Here is a 20,821-nt window from a genome sequence, read left to right on the forward strand (position 1 = left end):
GGTGGAGGCTTTCGTGAATTCTCACGGGTAAGGGGGGACCTCTTGCCCGGTGCGCACGGCGGGGGGATGCTGTGCACGCCGTTCCCCCTTGCCGTCCGCTGTTGCCGCCCCGGGAGTCGATGCACCGTGAAGCCCAAGGTCCTCATCGTGGAGAACTCCTGGACCATGCGCGAGACGCTCCGGCTGCTCTTGTCGGGTGAGTTCGACTGCACGGTGGCGGCGGATGGCGAGACGGGGCTCGCGCACGCGCGGACGCAGCCGCCGGACGTGCTCCTGTCGGACGTGAACATGGAGGGCATCGACGGCTATGAGCTGTGCCGCCGCGTGCGCGCCGAGCCGGCCCTGGCGAACCTGCCCGTGGTGTTCGTCAGCGGCTACGCGCCGCGCACGGACCTGGAGCCCGGGCAGCCCCAGCCGGATGCGTACCTGGTCAAGCCGGTGAAGCCGCCGTACCTCATCGCGCAGCTGCATGCCGTGCTGCAGCGGGCGCGGGGCGCCACCGCCAAGGCCGCCGGCGAGGGCTGAGCCGGACGCCCGCCGGGCCCCGGGCCTCTGTCGCGACGCGGACGCCCCACGCTTCTGTCACTGACCTGGGACACCGGGAGGGCTATACCTTGCCCGAACTTCCCTTTTCCTCTCGTCCCGAGGTCCTCGCGTGCTCAACGCCATCCCCCGCGTCCCGGCTCCCAAGAACGAGCCTGTCCTCTCCTATGCCCCCGGCACCCCGGAGCGCGCGGAGCTCCAGTCCACCCTCAAGCGCATGAGCGGGGAGCGCATCGACATCCCCGTCGTCATCGGTGGCAAGCACGTGAAGTCCGGCAAGACGGACACCGTGCGCATGCCGCACCGGCACCAGCACGTGCTGGCCACCCTGCACGAGGCCGACGCGGGCCACGTGGAGCAGGCCATCCAGAACGCCATGAGCGTGAAGGAGGACTGGGCGCGGATGCCCTTCCACGCACGCGCGGCCATCTTCCTGCGCGCCGCGGAGCTGCTCACCACGCGCTACCGCCCGCTGCTCAACGCGTCCTCCATGCTGGGCCAGTCCAAGACGGCGCACCAGGCGGAGATTGATGCCGCGTGCGAGCTCATCGACTTCCTGCGCTACAACGTCCACTTCGCGCAGCAGATCCTGGCCATCCAGCCGGAGAACTCGCCGCAGACGTGGAACATGACGGACTACCGGCCGCTGGACGGGTTCGTCTTCGCCATCGCGCCGTTCAACTTCACCTCCATCGCGCTGAACCTCTGCGTGTCGCCCGCCATCATGGGCAACGTGGTGCTGTGGAAGCCCTCCTCCACGCAGGCCCTGAGCGCGTGGTACGGCCTGGAGCTCTTACGCGAGGCGGGCCTGCCCGACGGCGTCATCAACATGCTGCCCGGCGACGGCCCCACGGTGGGCAACCCCGTGCTGGCGAGCCCCCACCTGGGCGGCATCCACTTCACCGGCTCCACGCCCACGTTCAACAACCTGTGGAAGACGGTGGGAGAGAACATCGGCCGCTACAAGCAGTACCCGCGGCTGGTGGGTGAGACGGGCGGCAAGGACTTCATCTTCGCGCACCCGTCCGCGGCGGACGACCTGGAGGCGCTCGCGGTCGCCATCGTGCGCGGCGGCTACGAGTACCAGGGCCAGAAGTGCAGCGCGGCCAGCCGCGTCTACGTGCCGGAGTCCCTGTGGCCCAAGCTGAAGCCCCGCCTCCAGGCGCTCATCAGCGAAATCAAGATGGGCGACGTGGCGGACTTCCGGAACTTCATGGGCGCGGTCATCGACGAGCGCTCGTTCAAGAAGGTGTCCTCGTACATCGAGCTGGCGAAGTCCGGCGGCGACGCGACCATCGTCGCGGGCGGCGGCACGGACAAGAGCGAGGGCTACTTCGTGCAGCCCACGCTGGTGCAGTGCACGAACCCGCGCCACCGCATCATGACGGAGGAGATCTTCGCGCCGCTCGTGGGCGTGTACGTCTACCCGGACGCGAAGTTCGAGGAGACGCTGAAGGAGTGCGACCAGTCCGCGGCGTACGCGCTCACCGGCGCCATCTTCGCGCGCGACCGCAAGGCCATCGAGCAGATGATGAGCGGCCTGCGCAACGCGGCGGGCAACTTCTACATCAACGACAAGCCCACGGGCGCGGTGGTGGGCCAGCAGCCCTTCGGCGGCAGCCGGGCCTCGGGCACCAACGACAAGTCCGGGTCGATGATCAACCTGTTCCGCTGGAGCAGCCCGCGCACCATCAAGGAGAACTTCGCGCCGCCCGTGAAGGTCCCCTACCCGTTCATGGACAGCGACCCGAAGGAAGGGGCCATCTAGCTCCATGAGCGGACCGTTCCCGGGCATCGCGGGGCTGGAGACGTACGCGCTGGAGGACGGCGGCTGCCGCGTGGAGGTGATTCCCACGCGCGGCGCGCTCGTCACGCGCATGGTGGTGGACGGCGAGGACGTGCTCTATCTGGACGAGGGCACCGTCGCCGACCTCACGAAGAGCGTGCGCGGGGGCATCCCCGTGCTCTTCCCCAACGCCGGTCCCCTGCCCGGGGACACGTATCCAGCGGACCGCAAGGCGTACTCGCTGCCGCAGCACGGCTTCGCGCGGAAGCTGCCGTGGACGGTGCGCCAGGCGGAAGAGTCCCTGCTGGTGCTGGGGCTCACGTCGTCGGAGGAGACGCTGCGCCAGTACCCGTGGGCCTTCGACGCGCAGCTGGCGTTCTCGCTCGCGGGCCGCAGGCTCACGCTGGACTTCGATTTGGAGAACCGGGACACGCGGCCCCTGCCGCTGCACCTGGGCTACCACCCGTACTTCCGCGTGCCTCAAGGGCAGAAGGCGCAGGCGCGCGTGGAGACGGACGCCACGCACGCGTGGGACAACCGCGCGAAGCACGAGGTGCCCTTCACCGGCCTGGACCTCACCGCGCAGGAGGTGGACATGCACCTGCGTGACCACTCGGCGCCGGGCACGGTGCTGGAGCGCGGGCCGGGTTTGTCCCCCGTGAAGCTGTCGTGGAGCGGGGAGTTCCGCATGCTCGTCGTGTGGACGCTCACGGGGAAGGACTTCGTCTGCGTGGAGCCGTGGACGGCCGCCGCCGGGGCGCTGGCCACCGGCGAGGGGCTGCTGCACGTGGCCCCGGGCGAGCGCGTGTCGCTCGCGTTCGACATCGAGGCGTGAAACGCGGCCCTTCGTCCCGCGCGCGTCAGGCGTGCGGGATGAGGGGCAGGCTCAGCGGGCCGCGCACGGTGAGGGAGGTGTTCCACTTCACCGGGCCCGTGGGCGTGAAGCGCGTGAAGCGGGACAGCAGCACCTCCAGCCCCACGCGCGCCTCCAGCCGGGCCAGCGGCGCGCCCAGGCAGAAGTGGATGCCATGGCCGAAGGGCATGTTGTTCACGCCCTCGCGGTCCATGTCGAAGGTGTCCGGGTCCTTGAAGCGCTCGCCGTCGCGGCACGCGGAGCCGATCATCAGCGCCACGCGCGCGCCCTCCGGAATCACCACGCCCGCCACCTCCGTCGCCTTCGTGGTGACGCGCACCAGGCCGTGCACGGAGGGCTCGTAGCGAAGCACCTCCTCCACGAAGCGCCCCACCTGCGACGGGTTCTCGCGCAGCCGGGCCACCAGGTGCGGCTGCTCCATCAGCAGGCGCACGCTGTGGCTGACGAGCTGCACGGTGGTCTCCAGCCCCGCCACCACCAGCAGGAACAGGAAGCTCATCACCTCCGCGTCGGAGAGCGCCTCGCCGTCCACGCGCGTCTTCACCAGGTCCGACACCATGTCGTCCTGCGGGTGGCGGCGGCGCTCGGCGACGACGTCGGAGAGGTAGTCCTCCATCTCGCGCACGGTGGCCTTGATGGAGTCGTGCCGGTGGGTGTCCTTCTCCGTCGTGCCGGACACGCTGGACAGGTCCACCGACCAGCGCTTGTAGCGGGCCGTCATGGTGGGGTCCAAGGCGAAGAGCTCGCCAATCACGCTGGCGGGCAGCGGCATGGCGAAGGCGTCCACGAAGTCCACCTCGCGCTCCGGAGACAGCCGCTCCGCCAGCGTCTGCGCGAAGCCGCGGATGCGAGGCTCCAGCCGGTTCACCGCCGCGGGCGTCCACGCGCGGCTCACCAGCGTGCGCAGCCGCATGTGGCGCGGCGGGTCCAGGACGATCATCGACTCGGAGAACGGGTTGTGCCCCAGCCACGGCGGCGCGGTGGTGGTGCGCACGCCGGCGGAGGAGAAGACCTGCGGGTTCTTGAAGGCCGCGGCCACGTCCTCGAAGCGCGTGAGGGCCCACAGCCCGCCGGGCTCCACCTGGCACACCGGAGAGGTGCGGCGCAGCTCCGCGTAGACAGGGTAGGGATTGGCCCGGACCTCCGGGGCCAGCAGGTTCACGCGTCCAGTCATGAAAGAATTTCCTTTCCCGGCTGGAAATCTATACCCGGTATACTGGCTGCTGAACAGAGGCCCGGCCTCCCCTCCCTCGAGTCACCATGTCCCGCATCCTCCTCGCCGCCGTTCTCGCCCTGGGTCTGTCCGCGTGTTCCGACGACCCCGATGAAGTCACGCCTGACTCGGGCACCTCCATCACCGACGCGGGCACGGATGCCGGCACCGGCGTCGATGCGGGCACGGACGCGGGGACCGACGCGGGCACGGATGCGGGCACGGGCAGCTCGCACGGCTCGGGCAAGCTCGCGTGCAGCAGGACGGCCACGGTGAGCACGGACGCGGGCACGCTGTCGTACTGCGTGGCGCAGGTGGGTGCGACGGAGGTGAAGATCATCGAGCCGAAGCAGGGCATCGTGGCCGAGCCCATGCGGCTGGCCATCTACCTGCACGGCGACGGCGCGGGCACGTACAACGGCAGCAACCCGCGCTCGCTGTTCACGCACGGCGGTTGGACGTACGGGCACAACACGCTCTACGTGACGGCGCTCGCGCCCAACAAGTGCGCGTGGTGGGTGAAGCCGGAGCACACGGACTGCCCCAGAGAGGGGGTACCGCTGACGGAGCGCGACCTCGAGGGCAAGAACGCGGCGGAGCTGGTCGCGCTCATCGAGGCGCTGCGCAAGGGCTGGGACATCCAGGACGGCCCCATCCTCTTCGGCGGCTCGTCGGGTGGCTCCATCCAGCTGACGGCCAGCTTCCTGCCGCGCTACGGCGACCGCTACCCGGGCGTCTACGCGCTGAGCTGCGGCGGTGAGAAGCCGTGGTCGGGCAGCATGAACTGGGACGCGTCGAACGCGGCGCTGCGCGCGGGCACGAAGTTCTACTTCACGTATGGCGACCAGGATTACCTGCTCCAGGACATCCAGGCGGCGGAGGCGTACCTCACCGGGCTCCAGTTCCCGGTGAACGACAAGGTCATCCCGGGCGCCGTGCACTGCGACTTCGACCAGGTGGGGCGCGTCACGGAAGTCTGGAACGAGGCCACCGCGCAGTAGGCACTTGTTCCGATAGGTCAAGAAGCCGCTCCTGCATCCACTCGCTCCTACTGAAACAGACTCCAGGCGGTGAAATGAATGAGAACGCTGACCTGGATACTGTTCCTTCTTGCCAGCGCGTGCACCAGCAGCGGCACCATCTCGGCTGGGCAGCGTTCTTCTTCCGCCGCTGCGTTCACCGTACCCAGCTTGGTCCTCTGGAAGCGCTGCCCCTCGCCGTGCCTCGATCGCTCGCCACGGTTGGCCATCTATCCAGATGGGACCCTCATCTACGCATCCCTTCATGCGCTTCCGGATGCACCTGCCTTCCGACAGGCGCACCTGACGCGAGGGCAGCTTGAGCAGTTGCTCTCACCCAAAAGAATGCAGGCAATGGAGGAGTTGTTGCCTGCATATTTTGTCTCCAATGGCCTGCATGCGCCCGACCACATCATTCAGTGGCGCACCGCGGATGGCTCACTGCGACAGGTCGAGGTCAACGGCCTCTTGGAGGGACCTGGCGAGCACCCGGAGAGGGATCAAGCGCCCCACGCGTTTCTCGATTTGTTTGATGCCCTGACTGCCTTCCACGCACCGGATGCGACCCGGTACGTCCCCGTCGCCACCCAGGTGGACCTGTGGGCGCTCAAGTCCGCCGTAGGGACGAGCGTGGAATGGCCTGCATCCTGGCCCCAGCCAATGCCAGATTCGGAAGAAGCCGTTCCGGTGGAAGAGCGCGACTTGAGGGCCTTCTTGCCCGGCCAGAGCTTCGGGGAGGTGTATCACTGGATCTGGTCCAACCAGGATGCCGGAAAGGTCGTCGGATTCCAGGGCCGCATCTACTGGCCGATGATTCGAGCAGTCCTTCCCGGGGCTCCTGTGCCCCTGCCTGCTCCCGAGCCGACGCTTCCTTGAAGCGCCCTTCTCGCGGTGATTCCATCGCAAGAAGCGGAGTGCGAGGGCAGAAGGCCGGTCGATAGCATCGCGCGCATCCTCTTGCTGGAGCCCGGATGCGCCTCTACGACTACCTTCCTTCCGCGAACGGCTACAAGGTCCGCACGCTGCTGAAGCAGCTGGGGCTCGCGTACGAGCTGGTGCCGGTGGACATCTTCGCGGGGGAGAGCCACACGGCGGACTTCCACGCGAAGAACCCGGACGGCCGCATCCCGGTGCTGGAGCCGGAGCCCGGGCGGTTCCTCGCGGAGTCCAACGCCATCCTGTTGTTCCTCGCGGAGGGCACGCGCCTGATGCCCGAGGACCGCTTCGCGCGGGCGCAGGTGCATCAGTGGATGTTCTTCGAACAGAACGCGGTGGAACCGAACCTGGGCACGGCGCGCTACTGGCTCCTCACGGGCCGGCAGTCACCGCAGTCCGAAGTGCTCCGAAACCGCATCCAGAACACCGAGCGAGCACTGTCCGCGCTGGAGCGGCACCTGGGCAGCCGCACGTTCCTCGTGGACGAGCGCTACACCGTCGCGGACCTCTGCCTCTTCGCGTACACGCACCTGGCGCCGGAGGCGGGCGTGGGCCTGGCGCCCTACCCATCCGTGTCCGAGTGGCTGGAGCGCGTGAAGGCCCAGCCCGGCTTCCTGGGCCCCGTGCCGCCCTACTCCGCGAACGCTCGCGTGGGCTGAGGCGAGCGCTTCACTCCGCTTCGGCAGCCACCGCCTGACGGACCTCCGCGTCCGTGAGCATCACCGTGGGCGCATCCGCCTTCGCCTCCAGGAGCCGCTTCGCCAGCAGCTCCGTCACGGGCGCGAGCACGCTGAAGTGCGTGGCACCGGGCACGGCGAGGAACGACAGCGGTGCGCCCTTCGCGGCCACGCGCAGCGGTTCGAACGCATCCATGTTGCCGTGGTCCGAGCCCTCGATGACCTGCGTGGGCACGCGCAGGTGTTCCACGTAGCTCACCGGGTTGCGCATCCACAGCTCCGGCCCACGGGCCTGTCCCAGGAGCGGGACATAGTGCGCGTACTCCGACACGTCGTGCACCGGGCCGAACACGTAGGCCCCCTTCAAGCGCGGCGACAGCACCGCCGCCATCAGCGCCACCGTGCCTCCCGTGCTGTGCCCCGCCACGTAGATGCGCGCGGGATCCACGTCCGGGCGCTGCGCCACGAAGTCGATGGCGGCCACCACGTCATCCACCTCGCCCAGGAAGTACTCGCGCGCGCCCGGGTTGTCGTTCGACCCTCGCAGGGACGGCAGCATCAACACCAGCCCCGCCTCGCGGAACGCCCGCGCGCTCTGATCATTGCTCCGGGGCGAATGCGCCCACGCCAGGGCGCCGATTCCGAAGTCCATGCCACCGTGGATCCACACCACCGCCGGCCGCTTCGAGCCTTCGCGTACGGGCGTGACGTAGGCCGCGTTCGTGCCCAGGGGCGCGGGATAGCGCACCAGCTCGAACAGCTCCTTCCGCGGCGTGGGCGCGGGGTCTCGCTGCGGGGGCTCCACCTTCAACTGCGTGCGAAAGGTCTTTCGAAGATTCACGGACGTGGGCGGCGCGGGCTTGGAGGAGCACGCGGCGAGGAAGAGGCAGGCCAGCAGGCCGGAGCAGAGGACGGAGCGAGAGGACATCATTCTGGGAATACGCGGTGAATCGACGTCACGGGCGCGCGACACGCGCGGTGATGTTCCGGAGGGTGGCTTGACAGCTCGCGCCATCGCGTCTACTTCTTCTCGCAGAATGTTCGTCACCTCCGCCATGTGCATGTGTTCGATGCCTGTTCCGGGTGGGCCCAAGCCCGCCGCGGCCGGCTGACGCACAGCCTGCCCCTGGCGAGCCAACCGGAGCCCACCCACCCGCGAGGGTCGGTGGGCTTCGTCGTTCCGGGCCTCCGCTCTCGCACCCCTGCCGAGGAGCGTCGCAGCGCCCAGCACGTCCTGAAGTCCTCCCCGCCGCCCGCAGTGCCCTGACGTCCCCACCACCCGTCTGCCCTTACGCACGCGCGTTCCTTCCGGAGCGACGCGAACAGGAGTCCCTTGCCATGAGCACGCCCAACGAACGCCCGCTGCACCCCGACACGCTCGCGCTGCACGCCGGCTACTCGCCCGACCCCACCACGGGCGCTCGCGCGGTGCCCATCTACCAGACGACCAGCTACCGCTTCCGCGACGCGGACCACGCTGCCGCCCTCTTCGGCCTCAAGGAGTTCGGCAACATCTACACGCGCATCATGAACCCCACGACGGACGTCTTCGAGAAGCGCATCGCCGCGCTCGAAGGGGGCGTGGGGGCGCTCGCGGTCGCGTCCGGCCAGGCCGCGCAGACGCTGGGCATCCTCAACATCCTGAAGACGGGGGATGAAATCGTCTCCGGCGCCAGCCTCTACGGCGGCACGTACAACCTCTTCAAGGTGACGCTCGCGCGGCTGGGCATCACCACGAAGTTCGTGGACGCAGGCAACCCGGACGCGTTCCGCCAGGCCATCGGGCCGAAGACGAAGGCGCTCTACCTGGAGTCGCTGGGCAACCCGCGCCTGGACGTGCCGGACTTCGACGCCATTGGCGCCGTGGCGCGCGAGGCAGGCCTGCCCCTCTTCGTGGACAACACCGCGCTGTCCCCCGCCCTCTTCAATCCGCTGCGCCACGGCGCGCACATCGTGCTGCACAGCGCGACGAAGTACATCGGCGGCCACGGCACCTCCATTGGCGGCGTCATCGTGGACGGCGGCAACTTCCCCTGGGAGAACGGCAGGTTCCCGGAGCTCACCGAGCCCAACCCCGGCTACCACGGCCTGCGCCTGCGAGAGGCCTTCGGCCCCGCGGCGTACATCCTCAAGGCGCGGCTGGAGGGCCTGCGCGACCTGGGCCCCTCGCTCAGCCCCTTCAACGCGCACGCGTTCATCCTGGGCCTGGAGACGCTGCGGCTGCGGCTGGAGCGCCACTCGCAGAACGCGCTCGCGGTGGCGAAGTGGCTCCAGCAGCACAAGAAGGTGGAGTGGGTGCGCTACCCGGGCCTGGAGGACGACCCCGCGTTCCCCAACGCGAAGAAGTACCTCAAGGGCGGCTTCGGCGGGCTCGTCACCTTTGGCGTGAAGGGCGGCCTGTCCGCCGGGCGCAAGGTGATTGACGGCGTGAAGCTGTGGAGCCTGCTCGCGAACATCGGCGACACGCGCTCGCTCATCATCCACCCCGCGTCCACCACCCACGAACAGCTCAGCCCTGAGGAGCGCGCCAGCACGGGCGTCACCGACGACCTGGTGCGCCTGTCCGTGGGCCTGGAGCACCTGGACGACATCCTGGCCGACCTGGACCAGGCCCTGAGCGCGGCCTGACGCCATGCGACCCGTGAGGCCTGGCCAGGAAGTGCCCCCGCGCGCGGAGACTCCGCGCGTCTTTGATTTGTCGCTGCCGGACCTGCCGCTGGAGGCCGGCGCCCGCGTGGCGCCCCACCTCGTGCGCGGCTGGTGGTGGGGGCCTCCGGAGGACCTCGCGTGGTTGCAGTCCCGCGCCCGCGTGCATTCCGAGGAGGCGACGCGCGCAGGCCGGCTGCGCGTGGTGCGCAGGTCCGCCTCCGAGCTGCGCGACGCCGCCTCCGAGCTGCGCGACGCACGCCTCCGAGCTGCGCGACGCACGCCGGACGCGGTGCCCACCGTGCTGCTGGTGCACGCGCTCACCGGAGACATGCACGCCGGAGGTGAAGGCGGCTGGTGGGAGCCGGTCATCGGGCATGGCCGGCCGTTGGATCCATCCCGCGTGCGGCTGCTGTGCTTCAACAACCTGGGCTCCTGCTACGGGACGTTCGGCCCCGCGGACGAGGGCTTCCCGCAGCGCACCGACGACACGCGCTTCGGCCCGTCGCCGGTGCTGCCCAAGGGCGACCTGCGTCTGGATGAACGGAGCCTGCCCGCGACCCTCACGCCGTGGGACCAGGCGCGGTCCATCCTCGCGGCGCTGGACGCGCTGGGCGTGGACGAGGTGGCGCTCGTCACGGGCGGTTCGCTGGGTGGCATGGTGGTGCTGTGCCTGGCGGCGCTCGCGCCGGAGCGCTTCCAGCGGATGGTGCCCATCGCGACGGCGGAGGCCGCGTCCGCGTGGGTGGTGGGCTGGAACCACGTGGCCCGGCAGGCGCTCCTGCTCGACCCGGAGTATCCCGAGTCCCCCAGGCGCGGCCTGGAGCTGGCGCGCCAGCTGGCGACGCTCACCTATCGCGCGGAGGCCGGACTGGACGCGCTCCAGCCGCGTCCGCAGGCGTGGTCGTCGCGCACGCTGTACCCGGTGGAGAGCTACCTGGAGCACCAGGGCGTGAAGCTGGAGGCGCGCTTCGATGCCCGCTCCTACCTGGCGCTGCTGGGCGCCATGGACCACCACGACCTCACGCGCGTGCCGACGCCCAACGGTGGCCCCGGCGTGGGCCGCATCCGCGCGAGCACGTTGGCCATCGGCATCGACCGGGACGTCCTCTTTCCTCCCGAGCACATGAAGAACCTGTCCCGGCGCCTGCGCGCGCAGGGTCCCCATGCCGAGTACGCGGTCCTGTGCAGCGTGCACGGCCACGACGGCTTCCTCATCGAATGGGACGCGCTCGCGTCCCTGTTGCTCCGCGCGCTGGCCCTGCCTCCGGGCCTGGGCCGCGACGATCGCCTCTTCTCCCCTGCCGGCGTCCGCGCCCGGAAGACCTCATGACCGCCCCTGTGAGCATCACCCGTTACGCCCCCTTCCTGCTCGACACCGCCCAGGGACTCGCGTCCGTGGCCACGCACCTGTCACGCCGCGACGCGGGCAACACGCGCGCCGCCATCGTGTCGTCACCGCCGTGGCTCGCGGCGGGGCTGGAGTCCGCGCTGTCCATCGCGTTGGAGGGCAACTCCACGCTGGCCCGGCAGGAGCTGGATGGACTGCTCGCGCGGGGCCTGTTGATGCTGGAGGAGGCCGAGCGCCGGCTGGGCGCGCCCCCGGGCTCCACGTCGGTGGAGGCGGACGGTGCGCGCACGCTGGCGTCGCTGCTGGAGCCCGCTCGCCGCGCGCTGGATGGCGCCAGCCTGGTGCGTGAGCGGCGGCCCGCGCTGGAGGACGTGGTGCGCGGCACCGGCGAGCGGCTGACGGCGGCGCTGCTGGCGCGGCTGCTGGGCGCGCGCGGTGTGCCGTCGCTGGAGGTGGACGCGGCGGACTGGACGGTGACGGAGGGCGAGCCCGGCCAGGCGCGCGTGAACCGCGAGCACACCCGTGCCCGGGTGGCGACGCTGCGGCCTTCATGGGAGGGACGGCTGACGCTGCACGCGGGCGGCCGGGGCGTGGCGCTGGATGGGCGCTCCACGACGCTGGGCGTGGACGGCGCGGACGAGACGGCGGCGGTGCTGTCCGTGTTGCTGGGCACGCCGCTGACGCTGTGGACGGACGTGCCCGGGGTGATGACGGCGGATCCGCTGCACGTCGCGGATGCGAGGCCGGTGCCGCACCTGAGCTACACGGAGGCGCTGGAGCTGGTGTACCTGGGCCTGCCCACGCTGCACCCGCGCGCGCTGTCCACGCTGCGCGACGCGGACATCCCGCTGCGCGTGCGCCACCTGCAACAGCCTGACGAGCCCGGCACGCTCATCGACGTGCGCGGCGCGGGCAACGGCAGCGTGCCCACGTGCGTGGTGTCGCTGGAGGACCTGGCGCTGCTGGGGCTGGAGGGCGGCACCGAGGAAGCGGCGCGGCCGGTGGGGCCTCGCGCGTTGCAGGCGCTGGAGGCCGCGGGCATCGACGCGTGGATGGCGGCGCAGTCGTCACCGGGACGGTCGGTGGCGGTGGTGCTGCGCCGGGCGCACGCGGCCCGAGCGGAGGAGGTGCTGCGGCGGGAGCTGGCGCCGGAGCTGGAGCGCGGCGCGTTGCAGCCGCCGCAGGTGCGCGCGCCGGTGACGCAGGTGGCGCTGGTGGCGGAGGCGATGGGCCAGGGCGCCAACGTGGCGGGCCGGCTGTTCCAGCCGCTGGGTGCGCTGGGCATCAACGTGCGCGCCATCGCGCAGACAGCGAGCGCGCGCTCCATCTCGTTCATCGTGGACGGGGCGGAGACGGCGCTGACGGTGCGCACGGTGCACGCGGCCTTCCACTTCGCGCACGAAGAGGTGAGCCTGCTGGTGCTGGGGCACGGCGTGGTGGGCAGCCAGCTGCTGGACCAGCTGCGCGCGTTGCAGGAGACGCTGGCGCAGGGGCATGGCATCCAGCTCAACCTGGTGGGGCTCGCGGACAGTCGGCGGGTGCTCTTCTCACCGGAGGGCATCCCACTGAAGCAGTGGCGCGAGCGCATCGAGTCCGTGCCCGAGGGCGCGTCGCCGCCGGTGGTCCACGCGCTGCTGGAGCCGCTGCGCCGGCTGCCGGTGCCGGTGCTGGTGGACTGCACCGCGGCGGAAGGCATGGAGGAGCTGTACCTGGAGGCCTTCCGCAATGGCATCCACGTGGTGGCGGCGAACAAGAAGCCGCTGACGCAGCCGCGCGAGGTGTGGGAGCGGCTGCGGAGCACGGCGCACCTGAACCACCGCGCGTACCACTACGAGACGACGGTGGGCGCGGGGCTCCCGGTCATCCAGACGCTCAAGGACCTGGTGCGCACGGGGGACCGGGTGCACGGGGTGGAGGGTTCGTTCTCCGGGACGCTCGGGTACCTGAGCCAGCAGCTGATGGACGGCGTGCCGCTGTCGCAGGCGGTGCGCACGGCGCGCGAGAAGGGCTTCACGGAGCCGCACCCGCGCGAGGACCTGGCGGGCACGGACGCGGCTCGAAAGGCGCTCATCCTCGCGCGCGAGCAGGGCTTGGACCTGTCGCTGGAGGACGTGGAGGTGGAGCCCTTCGTGCCGCGCGAGTACCTGGAGGAGACGGACGTGGAGCGCTTCCTCACGGGGCTGGAGAAGCTGGACCGGACATTCACCTCGCGCGTCGAAGGACTGCGCGCGGAGGGAAAGGTGCTGCGCTACCTGGCGCGCATCGACCCCTCGGCGAGGGACGGGGCGGTGCTGCGCGTGGGCCCGGTGGCCGTGCCGAAGGAGCATCCGGCGACGCGGCTGCGCGGCTCGGAGGCGTTCGTGGCCTTCTCCACGGAGAGATACGCGGACTACCCGCTGCTGGTGCAGGGCGCGGGAGCGGGTGGCCCTGTCACGGCGGCGGGCGTGCTCGCGGACATCCTGAAGATCGCCCAGAACCTGCGGGGGCGGTAGGCCGGAGCCCCCGGCGTCATGCGGCGCGAACCTGTCCGACTGTCGGACAGGTTTGGCGGGAGGCGCGCCCGCCGCCGCGCTCCCGGCTCAGTAGCCGACGTAGCCGCTGCCGCTGTTCATCGCCTGGATGCCCGGGGTGTTGGACACCGAGCCGTAGCGGTCCACCGCGTAGCGCACGGCCGCGATGATGTTGTCCACCGGGTTGCGGATGTTGTCGTGGCCCGGGAGCTTGAACGCGTCGAACGTGGGCTGGATGGTCTGCATCAGGCCGATGGACGGCGTGCCATTCTTGGCGTTCTGGTCCGTCAGGTTGATGGCGTTGGGGTTGCCGCTGGACTCGTGCTCGATGATCTTCGCGATGTCCTGCGGGTTCATCTTGTCCACCGGGACGCCAGCGGCCTTGAGGATCTCCATGGCCTGCTTGATCCAGTCCCCCACCTCGCCCTTCGGCATGTCGCCCGTGGCGCCGGCCGACTGAGCGGAGCCGGCCTGGAACGAGTCACCCGCACCGGACGCGCCGCCCGTGCTCGACGGGGCGCCCGTGCTGGACGCACCGGACACACCCGACGGGGCCTGGGCTCCGGCCGTGCTGTCCGCGGAGGCAGCGCCACCGCTCAAGGAGGTCTGGAGCATCTGGACGATCTGCTGCAGCTCCTTCACCACCTCGCTGAGCCCCTCCATGAACTGCTTGAACTGAGCGCCCTTCGCGGGGCCCGCGCTGAAGCCATCCTGCTGGAACTGGGACGCGAAGCTCGACCCGGGCTTCTGGCACGCGCCACCCTGCACGCGGGCGCCGGACACGGCATCCGGGCGGGAAGCGAAGTCCTGGGAGGGGGCGCGGAAGGAAGCGAGGCGGGGGGCGCCGGGCGGGATGACCATGGGGGATTTCCTCGGGGAGCGTGAGTGCGGCTGACGAGGAACACCTACAGCAGGAGACATGCCAGCCCATTGGAGGACATCCACCGCAAGCCAAGTGCTTGATGTCCTTGAGGAAGCGCGAGGCGCGGTGGGGCGCACCGAGCCCCGCCCCTGGTGACTGGAGTCATCCCCTCACGAACCGCGGTCACCACCCGCGATGCGTCGGCCTCGCGCGGCGAGGCCGCTTGTAGGGCCGTGCTCAGGCCCTCACGGCCATCGGCGCCGCGTTCTACTTCGTGCGCTGGGTGGGCTTCCGGCTCCGCGCTGGCGGCGCGACCTTCTTCGCGGGTGCGGCCTTCTTCACCGCCCGGGCCTGCTTCCCGACCACGGCCTTCTTCGCGGGTGCGGCCTTCTTCCCGACCACGGCCTTCTTCGCGGGTGCGGCCTTCTTCGCCGCTCGGGCCTGTTTTCTGGCCACGGCCTTCTTCGCGGGCGTGGCCTTCTTCGCGGGCGTGGCCTTCTCCGCCACCCGGGGCTGCTTCGTGGTCGCGGCCTTCTTCGTTCCGCGCGCGGGGCCATGCTTCCTCAGCGCGGCGACGCCCTGCTTCGCGAGCCCCTCTTCCAGCTCGGGAGGCTTCCTGGCGCCCTTCTTCCCCGCGGGCTCACGCTTCGGGGGCCCTTCCCGGTTCACCGCCACGGCCCTTCCGGAGAAGGCGTCCCAGCTCTCCAGCGCACGCGTCCACCGGGCCAGCGTCTCCTCCCGCGCGCCCGCGTCCGGCAACCCTTCCGCATGGAGCGCGACGGTGACGCCATGCACCGACGGCAGCACGCGAAGCTGCACGGTGCGAGCCCGGGGCCAGTCGTCACGCTCCAGGCGCAGGCGGAGCTGCCGGGGCGGAACCCGGCGCACCACCTTGAGGCGCGTGCCGTCCGGAAGCGCGACCTGCTCCCCTTCCGTCAACGGCTGGGAGCACGCCCCCACCCAGCGGATGAGTCCTGCTTCCTCGCCCCAGGCGGCCCAGGCCATCTCCGAGCCCACCGCGAACGAGCGCCTCACTCCTGCCTGGTATCCGCCATCCATTGTCCGACCTGTCGACATTGACGCTCCTGGCTCACCCTGCAAGTCGCCCTTCAAGGCGCGGCCACCCGCGCCTGCCGCTCCCACTCCGCCGGCAGGCCGATGTTGAGGAACACCGGGAAGCGCAGCCCCGGGTATGCCGCCTCGATGCGAGCGCGGATGTTCTGCGCCGCCGTGTCCGTGAACGGCCCCTGGGGCTTCTCCGCCGCGACCTCCGCGATGACGCGCTCCAGGTACTGCCGCTCGCTCACGAGCAGCCCCGCGTCTCCGGAAGGCCCCCGCCCCGGGTGCACCCACTTCGGGCGCAGCGCCTTCAGCTCCTCCAGCCGCTGAAGCCACGCCTCCGTGCGGCCAATCTCCAGCCAGCTGTGCGCGTCGTTCGCCACCAGGTCGCCGGGGAACACGTGCCCGTCGAACTCCACCACCACGTGCGCCTCGCTGCACCCCGCGCCCAGCACGTGCGCCTTCACCGTCACCCCGCCCGCGCTCAGCTGCGTCGTCTGGCTTCCGAAGCTGTCCGGCAGCGGCAGCGCCGTCGGGTAGTCCGGCGCGTAGCGCGCGGCGAACGCCCGCGTGCGCTTCTCGTGGATGGCCGGGATGGACGCGCGCACCTGCTCGCTCGTCACCACGCGGATGCCGCGCTTGCGCAGCAGGTCCGTGCCGTTGAACTTGTCCGGGTTGGCGTGCAGCACGATGGCCAGCTCCGCCTTCTTGCCCGTCACCGCCTCCGCCCAGGTGACGAACTCCTCCGCAGCGGAGGGCAGGAACTGCGTGTCCACCAGGATGAGCCCCGTGGGGCCCTCAATCCAATACGACGACGTGCTGAAGCCCCACGGCGACGACACGTAGGTGCCCACGCGCGCGTCCGCGTGCGAGGCCAGCGTCACCTGCGCCCCCTTCAGGCGCGGCGGGGACGACGCACACCCCGCGGACAGGACCACGGCCAGCAGACCCAGGACGACGGCGAAACGATGCAAGGCGGCCTCCGGAAGAAAGCGCGCCCTGCCTAATCGGCCGCCGTCCCGCTCGCAAGCCGTCCTGGACGACTCACCCCGTGGGCCGGTACCCCGGCATGAGGAAGTTGTCGTGGTCCGCGTACGCCGGCGCATCCGCCTCACCGGTGAAGGCGCGCAGGGCGCAGTACTCCGGATAGGACGCCTGGACGGTGATCTGGTCCCCCACCTGGAGCACCACGTCCCCGTTGGGGTGCAGCGTCTCCGTGTCGCCCCGGATGAGCGACAGCGCCAGCCCGCCGAAGCGGTCGCGCACCTGGGACACGTTCATCCCCGGCAGCCCGTCCCGCACCACGAACAGCGACACCACCATCAGGTGCTTGCCAATGCGGAACGAATGGATGAGCCGCGGATCCAACGCCGCCAGCGCCATGGCGGGCGCGGCCAGCGAGGAGCTGGACAGGGCCTCCGCCTTGAACGTGTCGCGCACCTTCGCGCCCAGGTCGTCGTCGAACAGGCGGATGACCACGCGGATGCCGGGGTTCAGCCGCCGCGCGTCCAGCGCGATGTTCAGGTTCGCCAGGTCGTCGTCCGTGGCGCAGACGATGGCGGACGCCTTCTTCACGTGCGTGCGCGGCAGGCACAGCGGGCTGCGCGTGTCGTCGATGAGCAGCGGCACGTTCTCGTCGCGCAGCGCGGACACGAACGCCGCGTCCTCGCGCTTCTCTACCACGACGACGTCCTTGCCCATCTCCCGCAGCTGCGTCACCACGCGGTAGCCCACGCGGCCCGCGCCGCACACCACGACGTGGCCCTTCATCGTTTCGGACACCACGGAGACCCACTCCTTGTCGTTCTTGTGCCGCGCGAAGAAGAGGTACGCGAAGCGCACCACGCCATCCACCACCAGCGCGATGCTGACCGGCGGGATGAGGATGTTGAGCGTCTCCACCAGCCAGTCGCTCACGTACGGCAGCGACGGCTGGCCGAAGAGCAGGAAGTAGACGTGGTGCAGCGCCTCTCCGTAGGAGATGCGGTCCCCGCCCGGCCCCACGTAGCGCCAGTGGTACAGCATCGGCCCCAGCCCGAAGAGGACCACCGCCAGCAGCAGCGTGCTGCGGAACCTCCGCGACAGCGCGCGCAGGTACCGCAGGTCCACCATCAGGCGCGCGGCGGGGCTCTTCATGCGCGGGAAGCCTACGCCGCCGGGGTGATGTCCGTGGAGGCTTCCGCCTTCGCACGGCGCTTCTCGATGAGCCACACCGCCAGCACGCCCAGCTCGTAGCAGAGCAGCATGGGGCCGGCCATGAGCGACAGGTTCACCACGTCACCCGTGGGCGTCAGCACCGCCGCCGCCAGGAGGCACACCACGAAGGCATGGCGCTGGTAGCGGATGAGCCACTGCGACTGCACCACCCCGACGATGCCCAGGAGCGCCATCACCAGCGGCAGTTCGAAGATGACGCCGAAGGCGAGGATGAGCAGCAGCACCAGCGACAGCTGCTCGTTCATCGTCAGCATGGGCCGCGTCCAGCGCGCGGCCTCCGCTTCCGCGTGCCCCTTGGCCAGCTCCTTCTGGAGCCGCCACAGGCCGGACATCTCCTCGGCGCGCGTGGGCGCCACGCCCGCGAGCAGGCTCGCCGCCTGGTCCATGGCGGCCTCCGACGCGACGTAGTCCTGCTTGCCGAAGGCCGTCACCGCCTCCACGCGCTTCTCCACCGCCTGGCGCAGCACGCCGCGCGCGGGGACGCCCAGCCCGTCCGCCGCCGCGTCCAGCAGGTCCCCCAGGCCCTTGAGGCGCGCGGTGAGCTCCACGCTCTTCGCGGTCGCCACCTGCGGGTCCTTCACCTGGCCCTCGCCCACGGCGGTCAGCGCGGCGCTGGTCTCCTTGGCCACGTGGCCGGCGCGCTCCACCTCGCCGATGCGCAGGAAGCGCAGCGCGTCCTCGGCGCCCATGCGCGCCGTGTCCATGCGCTGCTCCAGGGCGAGCGTCTCCTCCTCGTTGAGGAGGAACTTGAACATGGAGGGCAGCACCAGGAAGTAGCAGAACAGCGAGCCCACGATGAAGGCCACGGAGCCCAGCACCACGAAGGGCGACGCGTACTTGCGCTCCTCCGGGTAGAGCCCCGGCGCCACGAAGCCCCAGATCTGCCAGAGGATGACGGGCGTAGTGAGGAAGATGCCGCAGTACACGCCCACCTTCATCAGCACGTTGATTTCTTCGATGCCGGATGTGTAGACGAGCGAGCGCCCCTCCGGGGGCAGCGCGTCCAGCACCGGCCGCATCAACACGCCGAAGATGGGCTTGGCGAAGATGAGCGACACGGCGCCCAGCACGAGCACCGCGAGCGAGCACTTCACGAGCCGCGAGCGCAGCTCCGTGAGGTGCTCCGCCAGGCTCATGCGGAAATCCGACAGGTCAACCCCTTGGCGGTTCAGGGCTCAGCTCCGTTTCGGCGCGTTGCGCGCCACCGTGCCCGGGATGGGGGCGAGTTGCGGAAGGCCGTTCTCGTCCTGCGCCGGCGCGCCCCCGGTTTCGGCCTTGGCTTCCGTGCCGGGCGCGGCCGCGTCCACGGCGGCCTCCGCGGGAGCGGGCACGTTCGCGGGGTCCAGCGTCGCGGTGAGCGCGGGCGCGGGCTCGGCCAGCACGTTGGGCGGGGAGGCGTCCGGGAGCGTGGAGGGGGCCAGCTCCGGCGGCGGGGACGGCACGCGCGTGCCCGGGCGCGGCGGGGGCTCGGCGTTGAAGTCCTGGTCCATGGCGTAGAACTCGCGCTCCACGACGTTGCGCACATCGTCCGTCTGCCGGCGGAACTCGCGCATGAACTTGCCGATGGCCCGCGCCAGCTCAGGCAGCCGCTGGGGGCCGAGCACGATCAGCGCGGCCACCAGGATGAACACCATTTCGCCTGCGCCGATGTTGAACATGGGTCGTCGTCTTCCCCTTGGAGGGAACGTCCCGGGGTTATCGCGCCCACTGGCGGCCCGCGCAACCGTCAGCGACCGTCCAGCGTCCGTCTGGCCTCGTGTCCGGGAGGCGGGCGGCCGGGCACCCCGTCCCCTCCGCCGCGCCCCTTGGGGCACATTGCCCCATCAGGCGTGGGGATTGGCCTGGGGCGACAGGGGCGCCGCCAGCCCCTGGGCCGGGGGCACCGCCAGGGCCCGGGCCTGCTCGCGCGAGCGCACCCGGCGCTCCACCACCCGCAGCATCACGGGGACCCCCACCGACAGCCCGATGGACACCCAGCCGATGGTGTCCATGCCGCCGAGCGTCCCGTCCGGCAGGTCCACCAGCAGGCGCGACGACAGGAAGGCCCCCAGCGCGGAGGCCATGTGCTGGGTGGCGGACTGCAGCGACATGAAGCGGGCGCGCACCGGGTTGTCCGGCACGCGGGAGGTGAGCGTGTTGTACGCCACGTTGCGCACCCCCATGGCCAGCATGAAGACCATGAACAGCACGGGGATGGGCAGCCACGCGGGATAGTGCACGAAGCCCAGGTACGTGGTGACGGCCGCCAGCGCCACGCCCACCGTGCCCACGCGGTAGGAGCCGAAGCGGTCCACCAGCGGCCCCGTCAGCCGCAGCGTGACGAAGCTCACGATGCCGCCCGCGAAGTAGAGGATCCACAGGTGGTCGCGCGGGTAGCCCAGGTTCTGCTGGACGTAGGCGGAGATGTTGGGGATGACGATGAAGCCGCTCATCATCACCAGCGCCGTCATCAGGTAGGACAGCTGCACGTCGGTGCTGCCCAGCAGCTCCGCGACGCCCGGCGCCCGCGCCGCGCCGCCGCCCGGTAGCAGGTGCCCGCGCACGGGCGGCAGCAGCCACAGCGCGGCCACCACCACCACCAGGCCCAGCGCCGCCACCACGAAGAAGGGCAGCCGCCAGCCGCCCACCTCCGCCACCTTCAGCGCCAGGGGCACGCCCAGCACGGAGGCCACGGAGAAGGACGCCATCACCGCGCCCAGCGCCCGGCCCCGGCGCTCCACCGGGATGAGGTCCGCGATGATGGACAGGGACAGCGCCGTCGCCGGTCCGCCGAAGATGCCCGCGCACACCCGCGCCAGCAGCAGCGTGGACAGCCCCAGCGCCAGGCCCCCCGCCGCGGTGGCCGCGACGAGCCCCAGCATGCACACGGCCAGCGCCTTGCGCCGGTCGAAGCGGTCCAGGAAGTAGCCCCCCAGGAGCCCCGCCACGCTCGCGGCGGCGGTGTAGCTGCCGCCAATGGTGCCGATGTGCGACGACTCGATGCCCAGCCCCTTCGCGAAGTCCGGGCCCAGCGGCATCACCATCACGAAGTCGAGGATGTTGACGAACTGCACCGCGCCGATGAGCAGCACCACGGCGCGCTCGGACACGGGACGGGAGGGGGCGGCGGACTCGGGCATGGACCCTTC

18 protein-coding genes are annotated in these 20,821 nt (G+C 70.7%); 9 read left to right on the plus strand and 9 right to left on the minus strand.

The genetic code is table 11. The annotated features are described in order from the left end of the window. The first annotated feature begins 126 nt into the window (after positions 1-126). The 3 genes from NR792_RS18795 to NR792_RS18805 all read left to right on the plus strand — a co-directional run bounded on the left by NR792_RS18795 (position 127) and on the right by NR792_RS18805 (position 3,164). Positions 127-525 carry a response regulator gene (locus tag NR792_RS18795; RefSeq protein WP_375761386.1) on the plus strand — a complete coding sequence of 133 codons (399 nt, stop codon included), beginning with the start codon at positions 127-129 and terminating at the stop codon, positions 523-525. A gap of 130 nt (positions 526-655) precedes the next feature. Next, positions 656-2,311, plus strand: a complete 1,656-nt coding sequence (gene pruA / locus NR792_RS18800; RefSeq protein WP_375761387.1) for an L-glutamate gamma-semialdehyde dehydrogenase — start codon at positions 656-658, stop codon at positions 2,309-2,311. 4 nt (positions 2,312-2,315) lie between these two features. After that, positions 2,316-3,164 carry an aldose epimerase gene (locus NR792_RS18805; RefSeq protein ID WP_375761388.1) on the plus strand — a complete coding sequence of 283 codons (849 nt, stop codon included), beginning with the start codon at positions 2,316-2,318 and terminating at the stop codon, positions 3,162-3,164. Between the two features lie 25 nt (positions 3,165-3,189). Here NR792_RS18805 and NR792_RS18810 read toward each other — a convergent pair whose 3' ends face one another. Continuing rightward, on the minus strand, positions 3,190-4,377 hold the full coding sequence (locus NR792_RS18810; protein WP_375761389.1) for a cytochrome P450: 1,188 nt from the start codon (positions 4,375-4,377) through the stop codon (positions 3,190-3,192). Between the two features lie 86 nt (positions 4,378-4,463). Between NR792_RS18810 and NR792_RS18815 the strand changes: the two genes are divergently transcribed. The 3 genes from NR792_RS18815 (at position 4,464) to NR792_RS18825 (ending at position 7,030) form a co-directional block, all read left to right on the plus strand. Then, positions 4,464-5,417 (plus strand): hypothetical protein, encoded by a 954-nt coding sequence (locus NR792_RS18815; protein ID WP_375761390.1) that lies wholly within the window; start codon positions 4,464-4,466, stop codon positions 5,415-5,417. 78 nt (positions 5,418-5,495) lie between these two features. Beyond that, positions 5,496-6,311 (plus strand): hypothetical protein, encoded by an 816-nt coding sequence (locus tag NR792_RS18820; protein ID WP_375761391.1) that lies wholly within the window; start codon positions 5,496-5,498, stop codon positions 6,309-6,311. Between the two features lie 95 nt (positions 6,312-6,406). Next, positions 6,407-7,030, plus strand: coding sequence for a glutathione S-transferase family protein (locus NR792_RS18825; protein WP_375761392.1), 624 nt, complete (start codon positions 6,407-6,409; stop codon positions 7,028-7,030). A 10-nt stretch (positions 7,031-7,040) separates the two neighbouring features. Here the strand turns inward: NR792_RS18825 and NR792_RS18830 are convergent, their stop codons facing one another. Further along, positions 7,041-7,979, minus strand: a complete 939-nt coding sequence (locus tag NR792_RS18830; RefSeq protein WP_375761393.1) for an alpha/beta fold hydrolase — start codon at positions 7,977-7,979, stop codon at positions 7,041-7,043. Between the two features lie 407 nt (positions 7,980-8,386). Between NR792_RS18830 and NR792_RS18835 the strand changes: the two genes are divergently transcribed. Genes NR792_RS18835 through NR792_RS18845 form a run of 3 tightly spaced genes read left to right on the plus strand, consistent with a single transcriptional unit; the run spans position 8,387 to position 13,537 of the window. Further along, positions 8,387-9,676: an O-acetylhomoserine aminocarboxypropyltransferase/cysteine synthase family protein gene (locus NR792_RS18835; protein ID WP_375761394.1), complete on the plus strand. Its 1,290-nt coding sequence runs from the start codon at positions 8,387-8,389 to the stop codon at positions 9,674-9,676. 4 nt (positions 9,677-9,680) lie between these two features. Then, the gene (locus NR792_RS18840; RefSeq protein ID WP_375761395.1) at positions 9,681-11,027 is read left to right on the plus strand and encodes an alpha/beta fold hydrolase; all 1,347 of its coding nucleotides are present in this window, start codon (positions 9,681-9,683) and stop codon (positions 11,025-11,027) included. Beyond that, complete coding sequence (locus NR792_RS18845; protein ID WP_375761396.1) at positions 11,024-13,537, plus strand: bifunctional aspartate kinase/homoserine dehydrogenase I; 2,514 nt, start codon at positions 11,024-11,026, stop codon at positions 13,535-13,537. The genes NR792_RS18840 and NR792_RS18845 overlap by 4 nt, the downstream gene beginning before the upstream one ends. A gap of 87 nt (positions 13,538-13,624) precedes the next feature. Here the strand turns inward: NR792_RS18845 and NR792_RS18850 are convergent, their stop codons facing one another. The 7 genes from NR792_RS18850 to NR792_RS18880 form a co-directional block, all read right to left on the minus strand. Continuing rightward, a complete protein-coding gene (locus NR792_RS18850) occupies positions 13,625-14,416 on the minus strand; it encodes a transglycosylase SLT domain-containing protein (protein WP_375761397.1) in 792 nt (263 codons plus the stop codon). Positions 14,417-14,684: 268 nt separating this feature from the next. Then, positions 14,685-15,452, minus strand: coding sequence for a hypothetical protein (locus NR792_RS18855; RefSeq protein WP_375761398.1), 768 nt, complete (start codon positions 15,450-15,452; stop codon positions 14,685-14,687). 74 nt (positions 15,453-15,526) lie between these two features. Next, entirely contained in the window at positions 15,527-16,450 is a 924-nt protein-coding gene (locus NR792_RS18860) for an MBL fold metallo-hydrolase (protein ID WP_375761399.1), read from the minus strand. A gap of 70 nt (positions 16,451-16,520) precedes the next feature. Beyond that, on the minus strand, positions 16,521-17,612 hold the full coding sequence (locus NR792_RS18865; protein ID WP_375761400.1) for a potassium channel family protein: 1,092 nt from the start codon (positions 17,610-17,612) through the stop codon (positions 16,521-16,523). Positions 17,613-17,623: 11 nt separating this feature from the next. Next, complete coding sequence (locus tag NR792_RS18870) at positions 17,624-18,829, minus strand: twin-arginine translocase subunit TatC (protein WP_375761401.1); 1,206 nt, start codon at positions 18,827-18,829, stop codon at positions 17,624-17,626. 39 nt (positions 18,830-18,868) lie between these two features. After that, the gene (tatB, locus tag NR792_RS18875) at positions 18,869-19,351 is read right to left on the minus strand and encodes a Sec-independent protein translocase protein TatB (RefSeq protein ID WP_375761402.1); all 483 of its coding nucleotides are present in this window, start codon (positions 19,349-19,351) and stop codon (positions 18,869-18,871) included. A 165-nt stretch (positions 19,352-19,516) separates the two neighbouring features. Next, entirely contained in the window at positions 19,517-20,812 is a 1,296-nt protein-coding gene (locus NR792_RS18880) for an MFS transporter (RefSeq protein ID WP_375761403.1), read from the minus strand. Positions 20,813-20,821: the final 9 nt, after the last annotated feature.

It is taken from the genome of Corallococcus exercitus (assembly GCF_042231735.1).
Classification (GTDB): Bacteria; Myxococcota; Myxococcia; order Myxococcales; family Myxococcaceae; genus Corallococcus; species Corallococcus exercitus_B.

Bases quoted from the DNA above. Each gene is read 5' to 3' on its own strand.
- NR792_RS18805 (WP_375761388.1), top strand. From the start codon at position 2,316: ATGAGCGGACCGTTCCCGGGCATCGCGGGGCTGGAGACGTACGCGCTG.
- NR792_RS18810 (WP_375761389.1), bottom strand. From the start codon at position 4,377: ATGACTGGACGCGTGAACCTGCTGGCCCCGGAGGTCCGGGCCAATCCC.
- NR792_RS18815 (WP_375761390.1), top strand. From the start codon at position 4,464: ATGTCCCGCATCCTCCTCGCCGCCGTTCTCGCCCTGGGTCTGTCCGCG.
- NR792_RS18820 (WP_375761391.1), top strand. From the start codon at position 5,496: ATGAGAACGCTGACCTGGATACTGTTCCTTCTTGCCAGCGCGTGCACC.
- NR792_RS18825 (WP_375761392.1), top strand. From the start codon at position 6,407: ATGCGCCTCTACGACTACCTTCCTTCCGCGAACGGCTACAAGGTCCGC.
- NR792_RS18830 (WP_375761393.1), bottom strand. From the start codon at position 7,979: ATGATGTCCTCTCGCTCCGTCCTCTGCTCCGGCCTGCTGGCCTGCCTC.
- NR792_RS18835 (WP_375761394.1), top strand. From the start codon at position 8,387: ATGAGCACGCCCAACGAACGCCCGCTGCACCCCGACACGCTCGCGCTG.
- NR792_RS18840 (WP_375761395.1), top strand. From the start codon at position 9,681: ATGCGACCCGTGAGGCCTGGCCAGGAAGTGCCCCCGCGCGCGGAGACT.
- NR792_RS18845 (WP_375761396.1), top strand. From the start codon at position 11,024: ATGACCGCCCCTGTGAGCATCACCCGTTACGCCCCCTTCCTGCTCGAC.
- NR792_RS18850 (WP_375761397.1), bottom strand. From the start codon at position 14,416: ATGGTCATCCCGCCCGGCGCCCCCCGCCTCGCTTCCTTCCGCGCCCCC.
- NR792_RS18865 (WP_375761400.1), bottom strand. From the start codon at position 17,612: ATGAAGAGCCCCGCCGCGCGCCTGATGGTGGACCTGCGGTACCTGCGC.
- NR792_RS18870 (WP_375761401.1), bottom strand. From the start codon at position 18,829: ATGAGCCTGGCGGAGCACCTCACGGAGCTGCGCTCGCGGCTCGTGAAG.
- tatB (WP_375761402.1), bottom strand. From the start codon at position 19,351: ATGTTCAACATCGGCGCAGGCGAAATGGTGTTCATCCTGGTGGCCGCG.
- NR792_RS18880 (WP_375761403.1), bottom strand. From the start codon at position 20,812: ATGCCCGAGTCCGCCGCCCCCTCCCGTCCCGTGTCCGAGCGCGCCGTG.